The organism is Actibacterium sp. (assembly GCF_055134745.1).
Genome location: NZ_JBSRVX010000055.1, coordinates 133,331 through 154,770 on the forward strand (window position 1 = coordinate 133,331; position 21,440 = coordinate 154,770).

The window sequence follows — 21,440 nt, forward strand, 5'->3', positions numbered from 1 at the left end:
TTAGGGAAATTGAGCGTGAACCGCGTTGATCGCGGCCTGATCCAGCGAAAGCCCGGCCTGGTCGATCAGGGCGCGGGCGGTATAGGTCAGCAGATCCTGACCGATACCCTGCGCGGTCTGGCTGTCGACCGATTTCAACAGGAAATCATTGGTGATGTCTTCGGGATCGGGCGGCAGGGTTTCGACAAGCTGCGCCAGATAAACCATGTCACCATCAGCGACGACTGTGCTTTCGCCCGGCTCAAGGGCAAAGATCGCATCCGACAGCGCCTGCGGCGTGATGCCATCGCGGGTCACGGCGGTCACGAAATCGACAGGTTTTTCAAGGGATTGCGCCGCTTCACCAGCCTGCAGCCGGGCCTGCAGCGCTTCAGCGGCAGAGATCAGCTGGCGCATGGTTTCCTCGGCCTGCCAACCGGCGATGGCCTGGTCCTGCACCTCGTCCAGCGGGCGCAGGCGCGCCGGGGTCACGCCATCCAGGCGCAGCGCGAAAACGCCGCCGTCATCCAGTTCGGCGATGGCGGGAAAATCGCCGCTTTGCACGGTGCTGGCGGCCTCGCGGAAGGCGGTGTAAGCCGCGATGCCTTCTTCCTGACCGGGCACATAGTCGATCGTGCCAAGCGTCAGCTCGGTTTCATCGGCCAGTTCTTCCAGCGTCGCGCCCGCGGCCAGCCGGTCATCCAGATCGGTCATCATGTCAACGATCATGCGGCGGGCCCGGCTTTGGGCCAGTTCGGTACGCAGATCTGCCTGGGCGTCTTCGAATGGCGTGGTCTGGGCGGTGAGAATGGCATTCATGCGAAACAGGGCAGGGCCGAACTGGCTGTCGATCGGGCCGACCGTGCCGGGCTCTTCAAGCGCGAAGACCGCGTCGCCGGCAGCGCCAAGATCGGCGCGGGTCACTTCGCCCAGGTCGATATCGGCCAGCGTCAGGCCGCGTTCGGCCACCAGATCCTCGAATGTGGCGGTTCCGGCGTCCAGACGGGCGCGGGCGTCATCGGCGGCCTGTTGCGAGGCGAAGGCCAGCCGTTCGACCAGGCGTCGTTCGGGCGTGTTGAATTCGGCGTGCCGCTCGTCATACAGGGCACGCAGGTCTGCCTCATCTATCTGCACCTTGTCGGCGATCATGTCGGGTGTCAGCCAGACATAGGTGATCGCGCGCGCTTCCGGCGCGGTGAAATCGGCGTTGTGAGCATCGTAATAGGCCGCCAGCGCATCCGGGCCGGGCAGGCCGACCGGGGCTTCCAGATCGGCCGCGTCAAAGGTGATCAGCTCATAGCTGCGCCGCGCGCCGATATAGGTCAGCATCGCCTTGCCATATTCGACCGGCGGCGTCACCCCGGACAGGATCGCGCTTTGCAACATGCTGCGCGCGGTCTCGCGGCGCAGCTGGTCTTCGAATTCGGCCTCGGTCATGCCGTTCTGTTGCAGCGCAAAGCGATAGCTGTCACGGCTGAACGTGCCATCGGCCCCCTTGAAGGCGTCGATGCGGGTGATCTGATCGGCAATGGTCTGGTCGCTGACCGACAGGCCGATCCGGTCCAGTTCATTGTCAAAGGCGGTGGCCGATATCACCTGGCTGCGGGCGGCGTCGACAAGGCCGAACCCCAGCGCCTGCTCCATGGTGATGTTCATTCCGGTCTGCTGGCTGGCGGCGCGCAACTGCTGTTGCAGGGCGCGGGCATAGGCATCGACGGGAATATCCGTGTCGCCGACCTTGCCGATGCTGCGCACGGTGCCGCCGAAATTGCTGATGCCAAAACCGCCCAGGCCAAGGATCAGCAACACCAACAGGGCCCAGACCACGAAATTGCCGGTCTTCTTGGCTGCCGATTTCGCCATGTTACGCCTCCCTGCCGCGCGGTATCGCGGCTGTGTAAGGGTTTGTGAACAGGGTCGCAAGGGGCGCTGCCGCCTGCGCGTGCGGATCAGTCCCGGCCGCGATATGGTTGCACATATTGCAGCGCCATATCCCATGGAAAGAAGATCCAGGTATCCTGGCTGACCTCGGTGATGAACGTATCGACCAGCGGGCGGCCCTTGGGCTTGGCATAGACGGTGGCGAAATGCGCCCTGGGGTATAGCTGGCGCACCAGTTCCAGCGTCTTGCCGCTGTCCACCAGATCGTCGATCACCAGAATGCCGGTGCCATCGCCCGCAAGGCTGGCATCGGGCGCCTTGAGCACCTGCGCGGGGATCTGATCCTGATGGTTGTAGGATTTGACCGAAATCGTGTCGATGATGCGGATATCCAGTTCGCGCGCGACGATCATCGCCGGGGCCATGCCGCCACGGGTTATGGCCACGATTGCCCGCCAGGCGCCATTATCCGGGCCGCGCCCGTCCAGCCGCCAGGCCAGCGCCCGGCTGTCGCGGTGGATCTGGTCCCAGCTGACATGGAAGCCCTTTTCATGCGGCAGCCGATCGGTCATTGCTGGTCGCCCTTGCCCCCGTCCCCGATATCGGGTGCGTCAACCGCCTTCATGCCGACCACGTGATACCCGGCATCGACATGCAGGTTTTCGCCGGTCACGCCCGATCCCAGATCGGACAGCAGATACAACGCCGACCTGCCGACATCCATGATCGACACGTTACGCCGCAGCGGTGAATTCAGTTCATTCCACTTCAGGATATAGCGGAAATCGCCGATGCCGCTGGCGGCCAGGGTCTTGATCGGGCCCGCGGAAATGGCGTTCACGCGGATGCCGTCCTTGCCCAGATCCTCGGCCAGGTATTTCACCGACGCCTCCAGCGCGGCCTTGGCCACGCCCATCACGTTGTAATGCGGCATCACCTTTTCCGCGCCGTAATAGGTCAGCGTGAGCGCCGATCCGCCTGCGCCCATCATCCTGGTCGCCCGCTGCATCACGGCGGTGAAGGAATAGACGGAAATATCCATGGACATGGCGAAATTGGCGCGGCTGGTATCCAGATAGCGGCCGCGCAATTCGTTCTTGTCGGAAAAGCCGATGGCGTGAACGATGAAATCCAGCTTGCCCCATTTTTCGCCCAGGGTCGTGAACAGGGCGTCGATCGAGGCCTCATCCGCCACGTCGCATTCCAGAACGATGTCGGAACCGACTTGTTCGGCCAGCGGCATCACCCGTTTCTTCAGAGCCTCGCCGGTATAGGAAAACGCAAGTTCCGCGCCATGTTCCGCGCAAACCTGCGCGATTCCCCAGGCGATAGACTTGTCATTTGCCAGCCCCATGATAAGGCCGCGTTTTCCGTGCATGAGTTGTGTTGACATTCGGTGCCCCTCGACGACCCTTCTGATGAGTGAGAAAGGTCTATGGCAAAGCGTGCAACGCATCAAGTGCGCGGGGACGCAGCGTCAAAGTTGAATATTCGGGGCAGGGCGTCTAACTGCACGATCCTTACAGGAGACGACGATGACCGACCGCAGCGGCATATTCGCGGGGGATGACCCGTTCATTCTGGCCCGTATCTGGCTGGCCGAGGCCGAAAAGGCCGAAATCAACGATCCCACGGCAATGGCGCTGGCGACGGTCGATGCCGCAGGCATGCCGAATACCCGCATGGTCTTGTTGAAAGAGATCGAGGATGACGCCTTTGTCTTTTACACCAATTACGAAAGTGTGAAGGCCACCGAGATTGAACAATCGGGCAAGGCTGCCTTTGTCATGCACTGGAAATCACTGCGCCGTCAGATCCGTGTGCGGGGCACTGTGACGCGCGAAGACGGGCCAAAGGCCGATTCGTATTTCGCCTCGCGCGCCTTGCAAAGTCGGCTGGGGGCCTGGGCCTCGCAGCAAAGCCGGCCATTGTCGTCGCGGGCGGCCCTGGTCGCCGAAGTGGCAAAGTTGACGCTACGTCATGGGAATAACCCCAAACGTCCCCCGTTCTGGGGGGGATATCGTATCCATCCGACTGAAATCGAATTCTGGGCAGATGGGGCGTTTCGGCTGCATGACAGGTTCCGCTGGACCCGTCCGCAAGCCGGATCAGAATGGAAAATTGAACGCCTGAACCCGTGACATTCACGCATCGTGAATTGCAAGACGCTGAAATGCATTGGTAAAATTACCTTGCAACCGCCGTCACTTCTGTCACAACAGAAAGCGGGGATAGGGCACAACTGTGTGAATAATACTATGAACGAAGACCATCAGAACGCCGCGCGCGCGGTAATGGGCCGCGTGAAGTGGTTCGATCCGACCAAGGGTTTCGGGTTCGTCGTCACCGATGAAAACGGACCCGATATCCTGCTGCATGCGAATGTGCTGCGAAATTTCGGGCAAAGTTCGGTCGCGGATGGGGCGGTGATCGAGATCGAGATCCAGCAGACCGACCGCGGCGTGCAGGCCACCCGCGTCTTGCGGATCGACCCGCCAGAATGCACGGCGTCGCAACCGCTGGAAGAGCTGACCGAGCAAGAGGCCGCCGCCCTGGCCGCCGCGCCGCTGGAGCCGGGGCGTGTGAAATGGTTCGATAAGACCAAGGGCTTTGGCTTTGCAAATATCTTCGGCTCGGGCGATGATGTTTTCGTTCATGTCGAAGTATTGCGCCGGTCCGGTCTGGCCGATCTTCAGCCGGGAGAGGCAATATGTCTGCGGGTCATTCAGGGCAAACGGGGGCGAATGGCGCTGGCGGTCAGCTCTTGGGAAAGCGCGGTCGGCCAGTTGGATGGTTCGGACGACGTCACCGCGCAGGACTGATCCTTTCGATTTCATGCCTTGTCACCGCCTGGACGGCCCCCGTTTTCGCCGCCTGCACGCCGGATGTGGCCGACCTCAAAGGTCAATGGGGCAAGGCCAGGTTTTCGATCGAACTGGCCGATGATCCATCCGAGCGGGCGCAGGGGCTGATGAATCGCCCGGTTCTGCCGGCCGGCGCCGGGATGCTGTTTGTGTATGAACATCCCCAACCGGTCAGTTTCTGGATGAAGAACACGCTGATTCCGCTGGACATGATCTTTTTCGACCGGTCGGGCCGCGTCACGCGGGTGCATGAAAACGCCATTCCCGGTGATCTGACCCCGATCGACGGCGGGCCGGATGTGCTGGCTGTTCTGGAGATCAATGGCGGATTGGCGCGCAAGATCGGTATCACGCCGGGCAGCCTGCTGCGCCACCCCGCGCTGGGCAAGGCCGCTGAATGGTCTTGCGATGCACCTTAGGTCTTTCCTTCGTCCGCGGCCCCGGCTATGCAAGCCACGGATCGGGGCGTAGCGCAGCCTGGTAGCGCGACGGTTTTGGGTACCGTAGGTCGGAGGTTCGAATCCTCTCGCCCCGACCATTGACACAAACATCACAATAAACATTTCCCCCGATCAGGGGCGCGCCGGGCCTGTGGATCAGGCACGCCGGCCAACCCCATGCACCGGGCGTATTTTTTGCAGTCGCGTTTGTCTGGTGAATCGGCCATGCCTTTTGTGGGGCATGGGTCAATCACAAAATATTTGATTTTCGTAAAATTTGTCGTTGACCGCAGGGGGCGGAATACGTCACCTTGTGTTGGCCGACGGTCGCGATACCAGATTTAGTGTCCGTGGGGGGTGTAAACAAACAAAGCCTGAATTTGGCCTTGCCAGGCGCAAGACCGGAACACTGCGGTGCAGTGGCGGGAAAGATATGTCTGCGCTTTGACGGCAAACAAAAAGGGCACTGGCCGATGGCCCGATGCGCTGATGATGAAAAGACTTTGACGGGGCAGAAGAAAAATGAAGATCGAACGCAATTTCACCACTGCTGAGACTGGCGCCTATGGGGCGCTGGACTTTACCACCACCGTATCCGAAATTCGCAACCCTGACGGCACCATCGTGTTCCGTCTGGACAATGTGGAAATCCCCAAGGGCTGGAGCCAGGTCGCCTCTGACGTGATCGCCCAGAAATATTTCCGCAAGGCGGGCGTTCCGGCCCGTCTGAAGAAGGTGCGCGAAAAGGGTATGCCCGAATTCCTGTGGCGCTCGGTCGCGGATGAGGCCGAACTCGCGAAACTGCCCGAAGACCAGCGGATTGTCGGCGAAACCTCGGCCAAGCAGGTGTTCGATCGGCTGGCCGGCGCCTGGGCCTATTGGGGCTGGAAAGGTGGTTATTTCACCACTGAATCCGATGCCCGCGCCTATTACGATGAAATGCGTTTCATGCTGGCCCGCCAGATGGCCGCGCCCAACAGCCCGCAATGGTTCAACACCGGGTTGCATTGGGCCTATGGCATCGACGGTCCGGCGCAGGGGCATTATTATGTGGACTACAAAACCGGGGTGCTGACGAAATCGACCTCGTCCTATGAACACCCCCAGCCGCATGCCTGTTTCATCCAGTCGGTAAAGGATGATCTGGTCGGCGATGGCGGCATCATGGATCTCTGGGTGCGCGAGGCGCGGCTGTTCAAATACGGATCGGGCACCGGCACCAACTTTTCATCGCTGCGCGCCGAGGGTGAAAAACTGTCGGGCGGCGGCAAATCCTCGGGCCTGATGGGGTTCCTGCGCATTGGTGATCGGGCGGCGGGCGCGATCAAATCGGGCGGCACCACGCGGCGCGCCGCCAAGATGGTGATCTGTGACGCCGACCACCCCGATATCGAGGAATTCATCAACTGGAAGGTCAAGGAAGAGCAAAAGGTCGCCAGCCTTGTCGCCGGATCGAAGATGCACGAGGCGCATCTGAACAAGATCTTCGCCGCCATCGGCACCTGGGACGGTCGCGAAGAAGATGCCTATGACCCCAAGGTGAACGAAACGCTGAAAGCCGCGATCCGCGCCGCCAAAAAGGTTGCGATCCCCGAAGCTTACGTCAAGCGCGTGCTGGATTACGCCAAGCAGGGCTATGCCAGCATCGAGTTTCCGACCTATGACACCGACTGGGATTCCGAGGCCTATTCGTCCGTTTCCGGCCAGAACTCCAACAACTCGGTCCGCGTCACCGATGCCTTTCTGAAGGCGGTTCAGGACGATGCAGACTGGGAGTTGATCCGCCGCACCGATGGCAAAGTGTCCAAGGTGATCAAGGCGCGCGAGCTGTGGGAACAGATCGGCCATGCCGCCTGGTCCTGTGCCGATCCGGGCATCCAGTATCACGACACGGTCAACGCCTGGCATACCTGCCCCGAAGACGGCGCGATCCGGGGGTCGAACCCCTGTTCGGAATACATGTTCCTGGACGATACCGCCTGTAACCTGGCCTCGATGAACCTGCTGACCTTTTACAAGGACGGCGTGTTTCAGGCCGAAGATTACATGCATGCGTCCCGGCTGTGGACGCTGACGCTGGAAATTTCGGTGATGATGGCGCAGTTCCCGTCCAAGGAAATCGCGCAACTGTCCTATGATTTCCGCACGCTGGGGCTGGGCTATGCCAATATCGGCGGTCTGCTGATGAATATGGGTCTGGGCTATGACAGCGACGCGGGCCGCTCGATGGGGGCGGCGCTGACCGCGATCATGACCGGCGTGGCCTATGCGACATCCGCGGAAATCGCGGGCGAACTGGGCGCTTTCCCCAGCTATGATCGCAACGCCAAACATATGCTGCGGGTGATCCGCAACCATCGCAACGCCGCCTATGGCAAATCCGATGGCTATGAAGACCTGGCGATCAAGCCGGTGCCGCTGGACCATGCCAATTGCCCCGATGCACGGCTGATCGAACTGGCCACCGCCACCTGGGACGAAGCACTTGCGCTGGGCGAAAAGCACGGCTTCCGCAACGCCCAGACCACCGTGATCGCGCCGACCGGCACGATCGGGCTGGTGATGGATTGCGACACCACGGGGATCGAGCCGGACTTTGCATTGGTGAAATTCAAGAAACTGGCCGGGGGCGGCTATTTCAAGATCATCAACCAGTCGGTTCCGGCGGCGCTGGAAAATCTGGGCTATGGATCGGCACAGATCGAGGAAATCATCGCCTATGCCGTCGGTCACGGGTCGATCGGCAACTGCCCCGGCATCAACACCACATCGTTGCTTGGCCACGGTTTCGGCGCGCGAGAGCTGGAAAAGATCGAGGCTGCCCTGCCTTCGGCCTTTGACATCCGCTTCGTGTTCAACCAGTGGACGCTGGGCACCGATTTCTGCACCGGCACGCTGGGCATTCCGGCCGACAAGCTGAACGATCCGTCGTTCGACCTGCTGCGCCACCTGGGGTTCACCCGCGCGCAGATCGACGCCGCCAATGACCATGTTTGCGGCACGATGACGCTGGAAGGCGCGCCGTTCCTGGACAAGGCGCATTACCACATCTTCGATTGCGCCAATCCCTGCGGCAAGAAGGGCAAGCGGTTCCTGTCGGTGGACAGCCACATCTATATGATGGCCGCCGCGCAATCCTTCATCTCGGGCGCGATCAGCAAAACGATCAACATGCCCAATGATGCCACGATCGAGGATTGCCAGAAGGCGTATGAGCTGTCCTGGTCGCTGGGCATCAAGGCCAACGCGCTTTATCGTGACGGATCGAAGCTGTCGCAGCCTTTGGCATCCGCGCTGGTCGAGGATGACGAAGAGGCCGAGGAAATCCTGGCCAGCGGCAATCCGCATGAAAAGGCCGCCGTTCTGGCCGAAAAGATCATCGAAAAGGTGATCGTGCGCGAAGTGGCGCGGGGCCGTGAAAAGCTGCCGCAGCGGCGCAAGGGCTATACCCAAAAGGCGAATGTCGGCGGGCACAAGGTCTACCTGCGCACCGGCGAATATGCCAATGGCAGCCTGGGCGAGATCTTCATCGACATGCACAAGGAAGGCGCCGGTTTCCGCGCGATGATGAACAATTTCGCCATCGCGGTGTCGGTCGGCCTGCAATACGGCGTGCCGCTGGAGGAATTCGTCGATGCCTTCACCTTCACCAAGTTCGAACCGGCCGGCATGGTGCAGGGCAATGACAGCATCAAGTCGGCAACCTCGATCCTGGATTACATCTTCCGCGAACTGGCGGTCAGCTATCTGGACCGCTCTGATCTGGCGCATGTGAAACCCGAAGGCGCATCGTTCGACGATATCGGCCGGGGCGAGGAAGAGGGCGTATCGAATGTGCGCGAGCTGTCCGATACCGCCGCCAGCCGGTCGCTTGAGGTGCTCAAACAGATCAGCTCCACCGGCTATCTGCGCAAGCGTCTGCCGCAGGATCTGGTGGTGCTGCAAGGCGGCATGATGGGGGCCACGGCGCTGGATGTGTCGGGCGATCCGGTCGCGGCCCTGCAAACGCTGGTGCCCGAGGTGAACACCGCCCTGTCCAGCGGCACCGTCGCCATGGACGCCCGCACCAAGGCCAAGATGCAAGGATACGAGGGCGACCCCTGCGGCGATTGCGGCAATTACACGCTGGTGCGCAACGGCACCTGCATGAAATGCAACACCTGCGGCGGGACGTCGGGGTGTAGTTGAAGAGATTGAGGGTTGGGGATCGGTGCGCCAACACCGATCCCCGGCTTGTCCCCCGCTTAACCAGTGCGGGCGAGGGACTGACCAAACGGTCCAGTTGGGCCGATAGAGAGGTGAATACACGTCTTTGTTCGGTGATCAATGACGCGCTGCTAACCCACAGGAAATACATGGGATATCCCCATGTGGCTGTGGACAAGAGGAGAGTTGAGCATGGCTCAGCGTAAAAACTCCGAGGTAACGAGCGCCAAGGCCGCATCTGCTGCGTCCAAGGTCCTTCGTGATCCCCGGTCCTCGTCAGCTGCCAAATCAGCAGCGGCGTCGGCGCTAACACAGCGCCCGAACAAAAAGTAAAGAACGGTGGGGCGGGTAGCGCCCCACCGGCACAAAATTGGGAAGGGCGGGTCAGCCCTTCCCAACCTTACACGGGGCGGGTGCGCTCGCCCCTGACGCGGATCAGGCCGCAGGCAGAAACTCGAGCGGTAATAATAAGCGAGCCTGATAAGCGAAACTGGGGTGCCTTCGGGCGCCCCTTCTTCTTTTCTGCGCGCCTTTCCGCGCAAGGCGCCCGCCGGAACCGGCTCAGTGACGGGCGCGGATGAAGGTGCCGTTGTTCAGATCGCGCATGGCCTGCCGCAATTCATCCTGCGTATTCATCACGATGGGGCCATGCCAGGCCACCGGTTCCTGCAGGGGACGCCCGGCGATCAGCAGAAACCTGATACCCTCGTCCCCGGCCTGCACCGTGATGGCATCCCCGGTATCGAACCGCACCAGCGTGCGATTGCCGCTTTGGTCGCGGATGTTCAGCTCTTGCCCCTGGAACTCTTTCTCGACCCGCACGCCCAGCGGGGCAGAGGCATCGCGAAACGTCCCCGATCCGGCAAAGACATAGGCAAAGGCATTGGCATGGGTGTCGACCGGCAGCACCTTGCGCAGCCCCGGCGGCACCGAGATATCCAGATAAAGCGGTTCGGCCGCGATACCGTCGACGGGCCCGGATTTTCCCCAGAAACGGCCGGTGACGATCTTCACCCGCGTGCCGTCATCGTCGATGATTTCGGGAATATCGCTGCCCTGAATGTCCTGATAACGCGGCGCGGTCATTTTCAGGCGCGAGGGCAGATTGGCCCATAGCTGAAAACCATGCATCTGCCCCTGCGCGTTTCCGGCGGGCATTTCCTGATGCAGGATACCCGATCCGGCGGTCATCCATTGCACCGATCCCGCCCCCAGAACCCCGCGATTGCCCAGCGAATCGCCATGCTCGACCGTTCCTTCCAGCACATAGGTGATGGTTTCGATGCCGCGATGCGGATGCCAGGGAAACCCGGCGCGATAAAGGCGCGGATCGTCATTGCGGAAATCGTCCAGCAGCAGGAAGGGGTCGCTTTCGCCCGGATCGCCAAAGCCGAACACGCGGTGCAGATGCACCCCGGCGCCTTCCATCGTCGGCTGGGCGGTCGAGGTTGATTTCACGGGTCTGAAGGTCATGGCATGTCTCCTTGTCCTCAACAGGATATAGAAGAACGCCCGCCGGATACATCAGGCGGGCGCGAACAGCGATTGTGCATGGGTGCAAGGCCGGGATCAGGCCCCGCGTGCCAGCGCCGCCACACCCGTGCGGGCGATTTCCACCAGCCCCAGCGGGCGCATCAATTCGGCAAAGGCGTCGATCTTGGAGGGGGTTCCGGTCATTTCGAACACGAAACTTTCCAGCGTGCTGTCCATCACATTGGCGCGGAAAATATCGGCCAGACGCAGGGCTTCCACCCGCTTTTCACCGGTGCCCGCAACCTTGAACAGCGCCAGTTCGCGCTCTACCGACGGGCCTTCCACCGTCAGGTCATGCACTTCGTGCACGGGCACGATGCGGCCCAGCTGGGCCTTGATCTGTTCGATCACGGCGGGCGTGCCGCGCGTGACGATGGTGATACGCGACCGGTGGCCGGTATGGTCCACCTCGGCCACGGTCAGGCTGTCGATATTGAAACCCCGCCCGGAAAACAGCCCGATGACACGCGCCAGAACGCCGGGTTCGTTTTCGACCAGCACCGCCAGCGTATGGGTTTCCACCACGTCGGAATTCGGGTCGCGCAGGTCATAGGCCGAATGTTTCGACTGGCCTTTTTTGATATTGAGTGCAGACATTTGCCGACCTTTCCTAAACCATCACCGCGCCCTTGGCGCCGATCGCGCCCTGGGTCGAGGCATCGCCCAGCAGCATCTTGTTATGCGGCTCTCCCGAGGGGATCATCGGGAAACAGTTTTCGTGTTTTTCCACCAGACAGTCGAAAATCACCGGCCCGTCATGGTTGATCATTTCCATGATTGCGCCGTCCAGATCGGCCGGGTCGGAACAGCGAATGCCCTTGGCGCCAAAGGCCTCGGCCAGTTTCACGAAATCGGGCAGCGATTCCGACCAGGAATGCGAATAGCGTTCACCGTGCAGCAATTCCTGCCACTGGCGCACCATGCCCAGCCGTTCATTGTTCAGGATGAACTGCTTGACCGGCAGGCGGAACTGCATCGCGGTGCCCATTTCCTGCATGTTCATCAGCCAGGATGCCTCACCCGCGACATTGATCACCAGCGCATCCGGGTGCGCCATCTGCACCCCGATCGAGGCCGGAAACCCATAGCCCATCGTGCCCAGCCCGCCCGATGTCATCCAGCGTTTGGGATCTTCAAAGTGCAGATATTGCGCCGCCCACATCTGATGCTGGCCAACCTCGGTGGTGACATAGCGGTCATGCCCGGCAGTCAGCGCCTGCAGCCGTTGCAGCGCGTATTGCGGCTTGATGACCTTGGCCGACCCTTTGTAAGACAGGCAATCGACCGCTTTCCATTTGTCGATCTGCGCCCACCATTTGGCCAACCCGGCCTTGTTAGTGATACGCCCGCGCGATTTCCAGATGCGCAGAACATCCTCCAGCACCGATGCGATATCGCCCACGATGGGTATGTCGACCCGGATCACCTTGTTGATTGACGAGGGGTCGATATCGACATGGGCCTTGGCCGAATGCGGGCTGAAATCGGCAAGGCGCCCGGTGATGCGGTCATCGAAGCGCGCGCCTAGGTTGATCATCAGATCGCAGCCATGCATGGCCAGGTTGGCCTCGTACAGCCCGTGCATGCCCAGCATGCCCAGCCATTGTTCGCCCGAGGCCGGATAGGCGCCCAGCCCCATCAGGGTCGACGTGATTGGAAAACCCGTGGCGCCAACCAGTTCGCGCAGCCGCTCGGACGCCAGATCGCCCGAATTGATGACGCCGCCGCCGGTGTAAAAGATCGGGCGGGCGGCGGTTTCCATCGCCTCGACCAGGCGGGTTATCATGGCGATATCGCCCTTGGTGCGTGGCTGGTAATGACTGACCTTGGCCGCGCGCGGCGCCATATAGGTGCCGCTGGCGAATTGCACATCCTTGGGAATGTCGATCAGCACCGGGCCGGGGCGGCCGGTGGTGGCGACGTGAAAGGCCTGGTGGATGGTTTCGGCCAGCCGGTCGGTTTCCTTGACCAGCCAGTTATGCTTGGTGCAGGGGCGGGTGATGCCGACGGTATCGGCCTCCTGAAAGGCATCGGTGCCGATGGCGAAGGTCGGCACCTGGCCGGTCAGAACCACGATCGGGATCGAATCCAGCAGCGCGTCGGTCAGGCCGGTCACCGCATTTGTGGCGCCGGGGCCGGATGTCACCAGCACCACGCCGGGCCTGCCGGTTGATCTGGCATAGCCTTCGGCGGCATGCACAGCGGCCTGTTCATGGCGCACCAGGATGTGGCGGATATCGTTTTGCTGGAAGATCTCGTCATAGATCGGCAGCACCGCGCCGCCAGGATAGCCAAAGACCACCTTCACGCCCTGATCCTTCAGGGCCTGAACCACCATTTTCGCACCGGTCATTGTCTGTGCCATCTGTCGTCTCCGTCATCGGCCCTGCGGCCATAAAAAAACCCCCGGATGAGCGGGGGCGCATGGGGTTACCGTCTGGTCTCCGTCACCGGCCCATGCGCGATTGTCCCACTTCTACAAGAATGATGTCCATCTTGCGATCCTTTCTGAACTGAACGGACTTTATGGGCGGCATTCGGGGGCGTCAACCGCCAAATTCAGGAATTATATATCAAGACGGGCGTCTTTGATTGCGTTTTATTGCGCGATCCGCACCAGATGCGACATTTTGCGCAATTCAGCCTGTGGTCGGGCGTCCATCGGGCAGGGTGATGCGCGACACCTGCTCGGCGATCGGCGGCACCGACAGCGGATGGGTTTCGGCGCAATGGTCGTGTGGATCGCCCAGATCCTGCCATGTGCCGTGCTTATAGATTTCAAGGGCTGCGAAATTGGCCTTGTAGCCCATCTTGGGGCTGCCGGGCACCCAATAGCCAAGATAGACATAGGGCAGGCCGGCCTCGCGCGCGATCTCGACATGATCAAGGATGATCTGCGTGCCCAGGCTGTGGCCCGGCAGGTCGGGGTCATAAAAGGAATAGACCATCGACAGCCCGTCATCCAGAACATCGGTCAGGCAGACCGCCGCCAGCGTGCGCTTGCGCGACTGGCCTTTGGGCGGGGCGGTATATTCGATGACCCGGCTGCGGACCGGGGTTTCCTCGATCATCGCGGCAAATTCGAAGATATCCATATCGGCCATCCCGCCATCGGAATGGCGCGTTTCCAGATAGCGGCGGAACAGCTGATACTGTTCTTCGGTGGCCCAGGGTGAAGTCGCCTGGCGTTTCAGGGTGGCATTGCGGCGCAGCGTCTTGCGTTGGCTGCGGTTGGGTTCGAAATCGGCCACGCGGATGCGCGCCGACATGCAGGCGCTGCAATCGGCGCAAGAGGGGCGATACAGCACGTTCTGCGACCGCCGGAATCCCTGTTTGGACAGCGAGTCGTTCATCCGCTCGGCCACGTCGCCTTGCAGCGCGGTGAACAGCTTGCGCTCCATCCGGTCCGCCAGATAGGGGCAGGGCTGGGGCGCAGTCACATAAAACTGTGGGGCAATCGGCAGGGTGTGGCGCATGATCGGGGCGGTTTCCAGGCTGGTATTTGCGAACGCTAGCAAAGCCGCCTGCACAGGCCAAGTGTTTTGCAACGATTTTATGCAGCCCGGTTGATCGCCGCCGTACCCAGCACCAGATCATGCAGCCCCTGCCGACGCGCCGTTGTGAGCATCATCACGACCGAAGCCACCTGCGGCAGGACGAAGGAAAACATCACGCTGTAACCCAGCGTATGCAAAAAGGCGGTCGTGGTATCGAAACGCTGCCCGTCGGCGCGGCGCATCTCGATCGACACCAGGCGCATGCCCAATGTGGCAGATCCCCCCGCCAATGTCAGAAAACGATAGGCAAAGCCGATTGCGGTTGCCAGAAGCGGAAAGAAAAACAACCCGGTAAAGGCGGTGAACGGAATAACCAGCACCGTCAGCACAAGGATCAGAACGGTATCGGCCAGCCAAGCCAGAAGGCGTTTGAGCGGCACATCTTCGTAAAACCCGGCCTGGCTATACGGGTCGGGCAGCCCCCATGCGGTGTCGTTCATTGTGTTCCTTTCGGCGGTATTTGTGGTGGAACATACGAAAAAAGAGGGCACCCCGCCATGGGGTGCCCCTTGGGCGATCAGGCTTCGATCGTATCGCCATTGCCCGAATCGCGGGCCTTGCGGGCGCGTTCGTCCATGAATGTATCGAATTCCGATTTATCCTTGGCTTCGCGCAGGCGCTGTAGGAAGGCTTCGAAACTTTCCTGTTCGTCTTCCAGCCGTTTCAGCATTTCCGACTTGTAAGCGTCAAAGGCGCTGTTGCCCGAGGATTTGAACCCATGCGAATGGCTGCGGAATTGGCTGTGACGGCGGGATTTGCATCCGTTGAACATGCGTTTACTCCAGATCATATAGGCCAGAAGGGCAAGGCCGAGCGGCCAGAAAAAGATGAAACTCAGGACCATGGCCGCGATCCAGGCACCTTTGCCACGTTGATCGAGCCAGGATTCGGCTTGTGAAGGCCAGGTAGCGACGGAACTCATTGAACAACTCCCCGTGTCAGTTGATGTGAATGTCTTTCACATTGCCTAGATTGGCATTGGGTCGCGTCGCGTCAAGGATGAATGTTAAAGATTTTTACATAGATGAATAAATTGGTTTGAAACAAACACTTAATGCGGAATATTTTTACCCCGCACGCGGCGTGGCCGTATTGCGGGCCCTGCGCGGCAACAGCGCCGTTGACCCGCGCGCCCGCGCGCGGCATCACTGATCCATGACCCTCGCCGCCCGTATCACCCGCCATCCCATCGCCTATGAGCCCGACCGCGGCGCCGATGCCGTTGGCCTGCTGCCCGCACAGCCGCCCGAGATCCGCGAACTTCTGCAAGGCGCGGCGGGTTGCAGCCCCTATCTGGCCGGGCTGATCGCGCGCGAAACCGACTGGCTGGCGCCGGTTCTGTCGGGCGATCCCGAAACGGCGCTGGCCGAAATCCTGTCCGATATCGCCGCCATGCCCCCCGACCAGCACCGCCCCGGCCTGCGCCAGGCCAAGCGGCGCGTGGCGCTGTTGACCGCGCTATGCGATCTGGGCGGGGTGTGGGATCTGGAAACAGTGACCGGCGCATTGACCGATTTTGCAGATGCTTCGGTCGAATCGGTGCTGCGCGCGCTGGTCGCGGCCGAAGTATCGCGCGGCAAGCTGCCGGGCGCCACCGCCGACGATGTGCCGACCGCCGCCGGCATGGTTGTGCTGGCCATGGGCAAGATGGGCGCGCACGAGCTGAACTATTCCTCGGATATTGACCTGATCTGCCTGTTCGATCAGTCGCGCTTTGATCCGGCGGATTATCTCGACGCCCGCGCCGCCTTTGTGCGCGTCACCCGCAAACTGACCGCCACCCTGTCTGACCTGACCGGCGATGGATATGTCCTGCGCACCGATCTGCGCCTGCGTCCCGATGCCGCTGTAACACCCGTCTGCATGGCGATGGAGCCGGCTGAACGCTATTACGAAAGCCTTGGCCGCACATGGGAGCGCGCGGCCCATATCAAGGCGCGGCCCTGTGCGGGCGATCTGGCGGCGGGATGGGCCTATCTTGACCGGCTGCGGCCCTTCGTGTGGCGCAAGCATCTGGATTTCGCCGCCATTCAGGATGCCCATGACATGCGCATCACGATCCGCAACCACAAGGGCCTGCACGGAAACGCGCTGGAAGGGCGCGACCTGAAACTGGGGGCGGGCGGTATCCGCGAGATAGAGTTCTTTACCCAGACCCGGCAATTGATCGCAGGCGGGCGCGATCCCGACCTGCGGGTGCGTGACACCGTGACCGGCCTGGCGCGGCTGGCCGACAAGGGTTGGATTCCGGTCGATGTCGCTGAAACCCTGACCCGTGAATATCGCCACCACCGCGAGGTGGAACACCGCCTGCAAATGATCAACGACGCCCAGACGCATACCCTGCCGAAGACCGAACCGGGTTTCGACCGGCTGGCGCGTTTCATGGGGCAGGGCGATACGGCGGCCCTGCGCGCCGATCTGGCCGACCGGCTGAACCGCGTGGCCAGCCTGGCCGAGGGCTTTTTTACCCCCGGCGCCACCGCCACAACCCCCGTGGCCCCGCCCGAGGGTCACGGCGATATCGTCGAACGCTGGACGACCTATCCGGCGCTGCGATCGGCCCGCGCGGTCGAGATTTTCCAGCGTCTCAAGCCCGATATCCTGGCGCGTCTGAACCGGGCCTCTCGTCCGGCCGAGGCTTTGGCGGCCTTCGATGGCTTTCTGTCGGGCCTGCCCGCCGGGGTGCAGTTGTTCGCGCTGTTTCAGGCCAATCCGCAACTGGTGGATCTGATCGTCGATATCGCGGCCACCGCCCCGGAACTGGCGCTGTATCTGTCGCGCAATGCAGGGGTTCTGGATGCCGTGATCGGCGGCGATTTCTTCGCCGACTGGCCCGGTCAGGCCGGTCTGGCGGCCCTGCTGGCGCAGGAACTGGCCCGGTTCGATGATTACGAACGACAGCTGGATGCGGCGCGGCGCTGGAAAAAGGAATGGCATTTTCGTATCGGCGTGCATCTGCTGCGGGGCCTGATCGACCCTGAAACCGCCAGTGCCCAATATGCCGATCTGGCGGCGGCCGTGGTTCATGCGCTGTGGGATTCGGTCGTGGCCAGCTTTGCGCAGAAACACGGGATGCCGCCGGGGAATGGCGCGATGGTTCTGGGTATGGGGTCGCTGGGCGCCGGCGCGCTGACGGCGCGATCGGATCTTGATCTGATCGTGATCTATGATCCGGCCGATGTCGAAGCGTCGGATTGCCCGCGCCCCTTGCCCTCGCGCACCTATTATGCCCGGCTGACGCAGGCGCTGGTCACCGCGCTGAGCGCGCCGATGGCCGAGGGCAAGCTGTACGAGGTCGATATGCGGCTGCGCCCCTCGGGCAATCAGGGGCCGGTGGCGACCTCGCTCAAGGCGTTCCGGTCCTATCAGCGCAAGCAGGCCTGGGTCTGGGAACATCTGGCGCTGACACGGGCGCGGCCCGTGGCGGGTTCTGCGCCGCTGTGCGCGCGGGTCGAACGGTTTCGCGCCCGGTTGCTGGCCGACAAGGCCGACCGCAATGCGATCATCGAGGCGGTGATCGACATGCGCGCCCGTCTGGCCGGAGCCCGGCCCGTGGCCGATCGCTGGGAAACCAAGGCTGGGCCGGGCCGGGCACAGGATATCGAACTGATCGCCGGGGCCTGCGCGCTGGCCGCCGGCAACCCGGCCACGCAGGTCGGTGCGCAGTTGCGGGCCTGTCCCGAATGGGTGACACCCGCCGAGGCCGCCACCCTGAGCGAAACCTATGATCTGTTGCGCCGGGTGCAGGTGGCCGGAAAATTGCTGAGCGAAAAGCCGTTGCAGCCCGAAACGCTTGGCAATGGCGCGCGCGATTTCCTGCTGCGCGCCACGGATACGCCCAGCCCCGAACAACTGGGTGACACGCTGGACAGCCAGACCAAAGCCGCCGCAGACCTGATCGCGACAATTCTGACCCGCAAGCCCGAGGTGACATGACCCAGGATATCGCAGACCCGCGCGGCCTGATCCGCGAAGCCTATCGTATCGAGGGGATCGGCCTGGCCGATTGCCGCACGATCTTTCTGGACTGGGCCATTTCGGTGCCGGGCGACATGGCCGCGCATCTGGGCAATCTGCTGGGCCGCTATCAGCCTGTTCATCCCGATCACCCGATGACACAGGTCCTGCAGCAGGCGATGCAAGACCCGCCACCCCCCCGGCGTCAGGGTGGGCGTCGCGGACGGCGTGGCGCTTAGGGCCGTTTTTCCAGTGAAATCCCGATCAGCGTGCCAGCGCTGCGGCCTGTGCGGCCAGCGCCTGAATACCGGCCCAGTCGCGCGCCGCGATCATCCGGGCGGGCAGCACCCAGGAACCGCCGACGCAGATGCAGTTTGGCAGGCGCAGATAATCGGGCGCATTTTGCAGGGTCACGCCACCCGTAGGGCAAAACCGCGCCTGCGGCAGCGGCGCGGCAAAGGACGCCAGTGCAGCAGCACCACCTGCGGCCTCGGCGGGAAAGAATTTCAGCATGTCATAGCCGCGTTCCAGCAGGGTCATCACCTCGGTCGCGGTGGCCGCCCCGGGCAAAAGCGGCAGCCCGATCCGTTCACAGGCCGTCAGCACCGTGTCAGTGGCCCCCGGCGAGACGCCGAACAAGGCCCCGGCATCATGGGCGGCGCGCACATCCTGCACCGTAAGAAGGGTTCCGGCCCCGATCACGCCCCCTTCGAGTTGAGCCATCTCATGGATCGCCTCTATCGCAACGGGGGTGCGCAGCGTTACCTCCAGCACCGGCAGTCCGCCCGCGATCAATGCCCGCGCCAACGGCCGCACCGTGCTCATCTCATGGATGGTCAGCACCGGGATCACCGGCGCCAGACGGCAGATCGATTCGGTCTGGGCGCTGGCGTCTTGGGGGGTCATGCGCGGCCTTTTTGCTGGGTCAGTATGACTTAGGCGCAGACGGGGCCCAAAACAAGCAAACCTGCGCGACCTAGCGGCGGCGCCATGCAAATACACCCAGCGCCCCGCCGCCCAGCAGCGCAACCATCACGATCAGCCAGTTCGTGCCGAAATTCGCGGCGCTGATACCGATCAGCGCCCACAGAATTGGCAGGCTGTATTCCGGGGTTGCGTGCAGCCGCGCCTGCACCGCCACACCGGTGCCCAGCGCGCCCAGCAGTGCGATTACCGCCCAGCCGATCTGCCCGGGCCCGATCCCGAACCCCGCACCCAGCAGCGCCACCGCCACCCAGGCCGCCGCCGTCAGCCACCCGGCATAAAGCGCCACCGGCGTGCGCAGCCACAAACGATCCTGCAAGGGGCAGGCCAGCAACGCCCGGATCGCCGTGACCAGCATCCAGATGATCAATGCCGTCGACCAGACAGGCGTCACCTGCGCCACCGCCAGCCAGGCCGCGCCCGGTGCCAGTGACAGGATCAGCGGCAGGCGCGCGGCTTCCCAGGCAGTATCCTTGGCGCGTTTGAACAGCCCATAGCCGGCCGAAACCAGCAGCCAGACATAGATTACCGTCCAGATCGAAAAGGCCCATCCGGCGGGTTGTGCCGGCGGGTTCATCTGCGGGTTGGGAAACAGCGACGGATCGAAGCCGCCGCTGAAGCTGCCTGATACAAAGGGCGACAGCACGAAAAACACTGTCGCGACGAAAACCAGAACTGCCCGGACAGGGTCCATTATGCCAGAATTCCTTGCGCCGTGATCCGGGTCTTTCCACCCAGCCACGGATGTAACGCCGCAGGCAGCAAAACCGATCCATCTTTTTGCTGGCCGTTTTCCAGCACCGCGATCAGGCAGCGCCCCACCGCCAGGCCCGAGCCGTTCAGCGTGTGAACAAATTCGGGTTTGCCGCCGCCTGCCGGTTTGTAGCGTGCATTCATCCGGCGGGCCTGAAAATCGCCGCAGGTCGAAACCGAACTGATTTCGCGATAGCTGTTCTGGCCGGGCAGCCAGACCTCGATATCATGGGTGCGCCGCGCGCCAAAGCCCATGTCGCCGGTGCATAGTTTCACGGTGCGATAGGGCAGTTCCAGCCGTTCCAGGATCATTTCGGCGCAGCGGGTCATGCGGGCATGTTCGGCGTCGCTGTCCTGCGCCTTGGTGATCGACACCATTTCCACCTTTTCGAACTGATGCTGGCGCAGCATCCCGGCGGTGTCGCGCCCGGCCGATCCGGCCTCGGAGCGGAAGCATTGGGTATGGGCGACATAACGGCGCGGCAGATAGGTTTCGTCGATGGTGACGTTGTTCACGATATTGGTCAGCGTCACCTCGGCGGTCGGGATCAGCCACCAGCCATTGGTCGTCTGATAGCTGTCCTCGCCGAATTTCGGCAACTGACCGGTGCCATACATCATTTCGGTGCGCACCAGAACCGGGGTGATGGTTTCGGTCAGGCCGTTTTCGGTTGTATGCACATCCAGCATGAATTGCGCCAGCGCCCGGTGCAGCCGCGCCACCGCCCCCGACAGCAGCACGAAACGCGCGCCCGACAGTTTGGCGGCGGTTTCGAAATCCATGCCGTCCTGCACGGCCGGTAACTGGTAATGTTCGCGCGGCGTGAAATCGAAGGCGCGCGGGCTGCCCCAGCGGTTGATTTCCACATTGCCCGTTTCGTCCGCGCCATCGGGCACGTCGTCATGGGGCAGGTTGGGAATGGTCAGCAGCAGATCGGTCAGCGCCGCGTCCTGGGCCCGCGCCTGATCGTTCAGTGCGGCAACCTCGGCCTTCTTGGCGGCGACCAGGGCGCGCAGGCGTTCAAATTCGGCCTCGTCCCCGCTGGCCTTGGCCGCCCCCACCAGTTTGGAGGCCGCGTTCTGTTCGGCCTGCGCGGTTTCGGCGGCCAGGATGCTGGCCCGGCGTTTGCTGTCCAGATCCAGCACCACGCCTGCAATGGGATCGGTGCCCCGCCGAACCAACGCCGCATCGAAGGCGGCCGGGTTTTCGCGGATGGCTTTGATATCATGCATGGCGCGGTCCTTTGTCAGCGGGCTTGCGCCCCATATGCCCCAAGCCTGCG

Annotated in this window: 18 protein-coding genes and 1 tRNA gene; 7 read left to right on the top strand and 12 right to left on the bottom strand. The window is 62.3% G+C overall.

The features are described from left to right. The 3 genes from ACTCHC_RS12140 to fabI form a co-directional block, all read right to left on the bottom strand. Window positions 1–1,842, bottom strand: coding sequence for a peptidyl-prolyl cis-trans isomerase (locus ACTCHC_RS12140; RefSeq protein ID WP_463022758.1), 1,842 nt, complete (start codon window positions 1,840–1,842; stop codon window positions 1–3). An 86-nt stretch (window positions 1,843–1,928) separates the two neighbouring features. Further along, window positions 1,929–2,432 carry a xanthine phosphoribosyltransferase gene (gene gpt / locus ACTCHC_RS12145; protein ID WP_463022759.1) on the bottom strand — a complete coding sequence of 168 codons (504 nt, stop codon included), beginning with the start codon at window positions 2,430–2,432 and terminating at the stop codon, window positions 1,929–1,931. Next, entirely contained in the window at window positions 2,429–3,253 is an 825-nt protein-coding gene (gene fabI / locus ACTCHC_RS12150) for an enoyl-ACP reductase FabI (protein ID WP_463022760.1), read from the bottom strand. Before fabI ends, gpt begins: the two co-directional genes overlap by 4 nt. 142 nt (window positions 3,254–3,395) lie before the next feature. Between fabI and pdxH the strand changes: the two genes are divergently transcribed. The 5 genes from pdxH (at window position 3,396) to ACTCHC_RS12175 (ending at window position 9,352) form a co-directional block, all read left to right on the top strand. Continuing rightward, entirely contained in the window at window positions 3,396–4,001 is a 606-nt protein-coding gene (pdxH, locus tag ACTCHC_RS12155) for a pyridoxamine 5'-phosphate oxidase (protein WP_463022761.1), read from the top strand. A 117-nt stretch (window positions 4,002–4,118) separates the two neighbouring features. Next, the gene (locus tag ACTCHC_RS12160) at window positions 4,119–4,682 is read left to right on the top strand and encodes a cold-shock protein (RefSeq protein ID WP_463022762.1); all 564 of its coding nucleotides are present in this window, start codon (window positions 4,119–4,121) and stop codon (window positions 4,680–4,682) included. A gap of 65 nt (window positions 4,683–4,747) precedes the next feature. Further along, window positions 4,748–5,143, top strand: coding sequence for a DUF192 domain-containing protein (locus tag ACTCHC_RS12165; protein ID WP_463022763.1), 396 nt, complete (start codon window positions 4,748–4,750; stop codon window positions 5,141–5,143). A 42-nt stretch (window positions 5,144–5,185) separates the two neighbouring features. After that, window positions 5,186–5,262: transfer RNA gene (locus ACTCHC_RS12170), tRNA-Pro, on the top strand. A 424-nt stretch (window positions 5,263–5,686) separates the two neighbouring features. Further along, entirely contained in the window at window positions 5,687–9,352 is a 3,666-nt protein-coding gene (locus tag ACTCHC_RS12175) for a vitamin B12-dependent ribonucleotide reductase (protein ID WP_463022764.1), read from the top strand. A 579-nt stretch (window positions 9,353–9,931) separates the two neighbouring features. Here the strand turns inward: ACTCHC_RS12175 and ACTCHC_RS12180 are convergent. The 6 genes from ACTCHC_RS12180 to ACTCHC_RS12205 form a co-directional block, all read right to left on the bottom strand. Next, window positions 9,932–10,843 (bottom strand): pirin family protein, encoded by a 912-nt coding sequence (locus ACTCHC_RS12180; RefSeq protein ID WP_463022765.1) that lies wholly within the window; start codon window positions 10,841–10,843, stop codon window positions 9,932–9,934. Window positions 10,844–10,939: 96 nt separating this feature from the next. After that, window positions 10,940–11,500: an acetolactate synthase small subunit gene (ilvN, locus tag ACTCHC_RS12185; RefSeq protein ID WP_463022766.1), complete on the bottom strand. Its 561-nt coding sequence runs from the start codon at window positions 11,498–11,500 to the stop codon at window positions 10,940–10,942. Window positions 11,501–11,513: 13 nt separating this feature from the next. Continuing rightward, window positions 11,514–13,268: an acetolactate synthase 3 large subunit gene (locus ACTCHC_RS12190; RefSeq protein ID WP_463022767.1), complete on the bottom strand. Its 1,755-nt coding sequence runs from the start codon at window positions 13,266–13,268 to the stop codon at window positions 11,514–11,516. 274 nt (window positions 13,269–13,542) lie between these two features. Then, on the bottom strand, window positions 13,543–14,379 hold the full coding sequence (locus ACTCHC_RS12195) for an arginyltransferase (protein ID WP_463022791.1): 837 nt from the start codon (window positions 14,377–14,379) through the stop codon (window positions 13,543–13,545). Between the two features lie 77 nt (window positions 14,380–14,456). Then, a complete protein-coding gene (locus tag ACTCHC_RS12200) occupies window positions 14,457–14,900 on the bottom strand; it encodes an RDD family protein (RefSeq protein WP_463022768.1) in 444 nt (147 codons plus the stop codon). Window positions 14,901–14,977: 77 nt separating this feature from the next. Further along, on the bottom strand, window positions 14,978–15,382 hold the full coding sequence (locus ACTCHC_RS12205; protein ID WP_463022769.1) for a DUF2852 domain-containing protein: 405 nt from the start codon (window positions 15,380–15,382) through the stop codon (window positions 14,978–14,980). Between the two features lie 233 nt (window positions 15,383–15,615). Here ACTCHC_RS12205 and ACTCHC_RS12210 point away from each other — a divergent pair, with 233 nt between their 5' ends. Together ACTCHC_RS12210 and ACTCHC_RS12215 are read left to right on the top strand one after the other, a co-directional pair. Next, on the top strand, window positions 15,616–18,399 hold the full coding sequence (locus tag ACTCHC_RS12210) for a [protein-PII] uridylyltransferase family protein (protein ID WP_463022770.1): 2,784 nt from the start codon (window positions 15,616–15,618) through the stop codon (window positions 18,397–18,399). Further along, complete coding sequence (locus ACTCHC_RS12215) at window positions 18,396–18,659, top strand: hypothetical protein (protein ID WP_463022771.1); 264 nt, start codon at window positions 18,396–18,398, stop codon at window positions 18,657–18,659. Before ACTCHC_RS12210 ends, ACTCHC_RS12215 begins: the two co-directional genes overlap by 4 nt. A 25-nt stretch (window positions 18,660–18,684) precedes the next feature. Here the strand turns inward: ACTCHC_RS12215 and eda are convergent, their stop codons facing one another. From eda to serS, 3 genes are all read right to left on the bottom strand, one after another. Continuing rightward, window positions 18,685–19,326, bottom strand: a complete 642-nt coding sequence (gene eda / locus ACTCHC_RS12220) for a bifunctional 4-hydroxy-2-oxoglutarate aldolase/2-dehydro-3-deoxy-phosphogluconate aldolase (protein ID WP_463022772.1) — start codon at window positions 19,324–19,326, stop codon at window positions 18,685–18,687. A gap of 70 nt (window positions 19,327–19,396) precedes the next feature. Next, window positions 19,397–20,098 (bottom strand): hypothetical protein, encoded by a 702-nt coding sequence (locus ACTCHC_RS12225; RefSeq protein ID WP_463022773.1) that lies wholly within the window; start codon window positions 20,096–20,098, stop codon window positions 19,397–19,399. Continuing rightward, window positions 20,098–21,390, bottom strand: a complete 1,293-nt coding sequence (gene serS / locus ACTCHC_RS12230) for a serine--tRNA ligase (RefSeq protein ID WP_463022774.1) — start codon at window positions 21,388–21,390, stop codon at window positions 20,098–20,100. The genes ACTCHC_RS12225 and serS overlap by 1 nt, the downstream gene beginning before the upstream one ends. Between the last annotated feature and the right edge of the window lie 50 nt (window positions 21,391–21,440).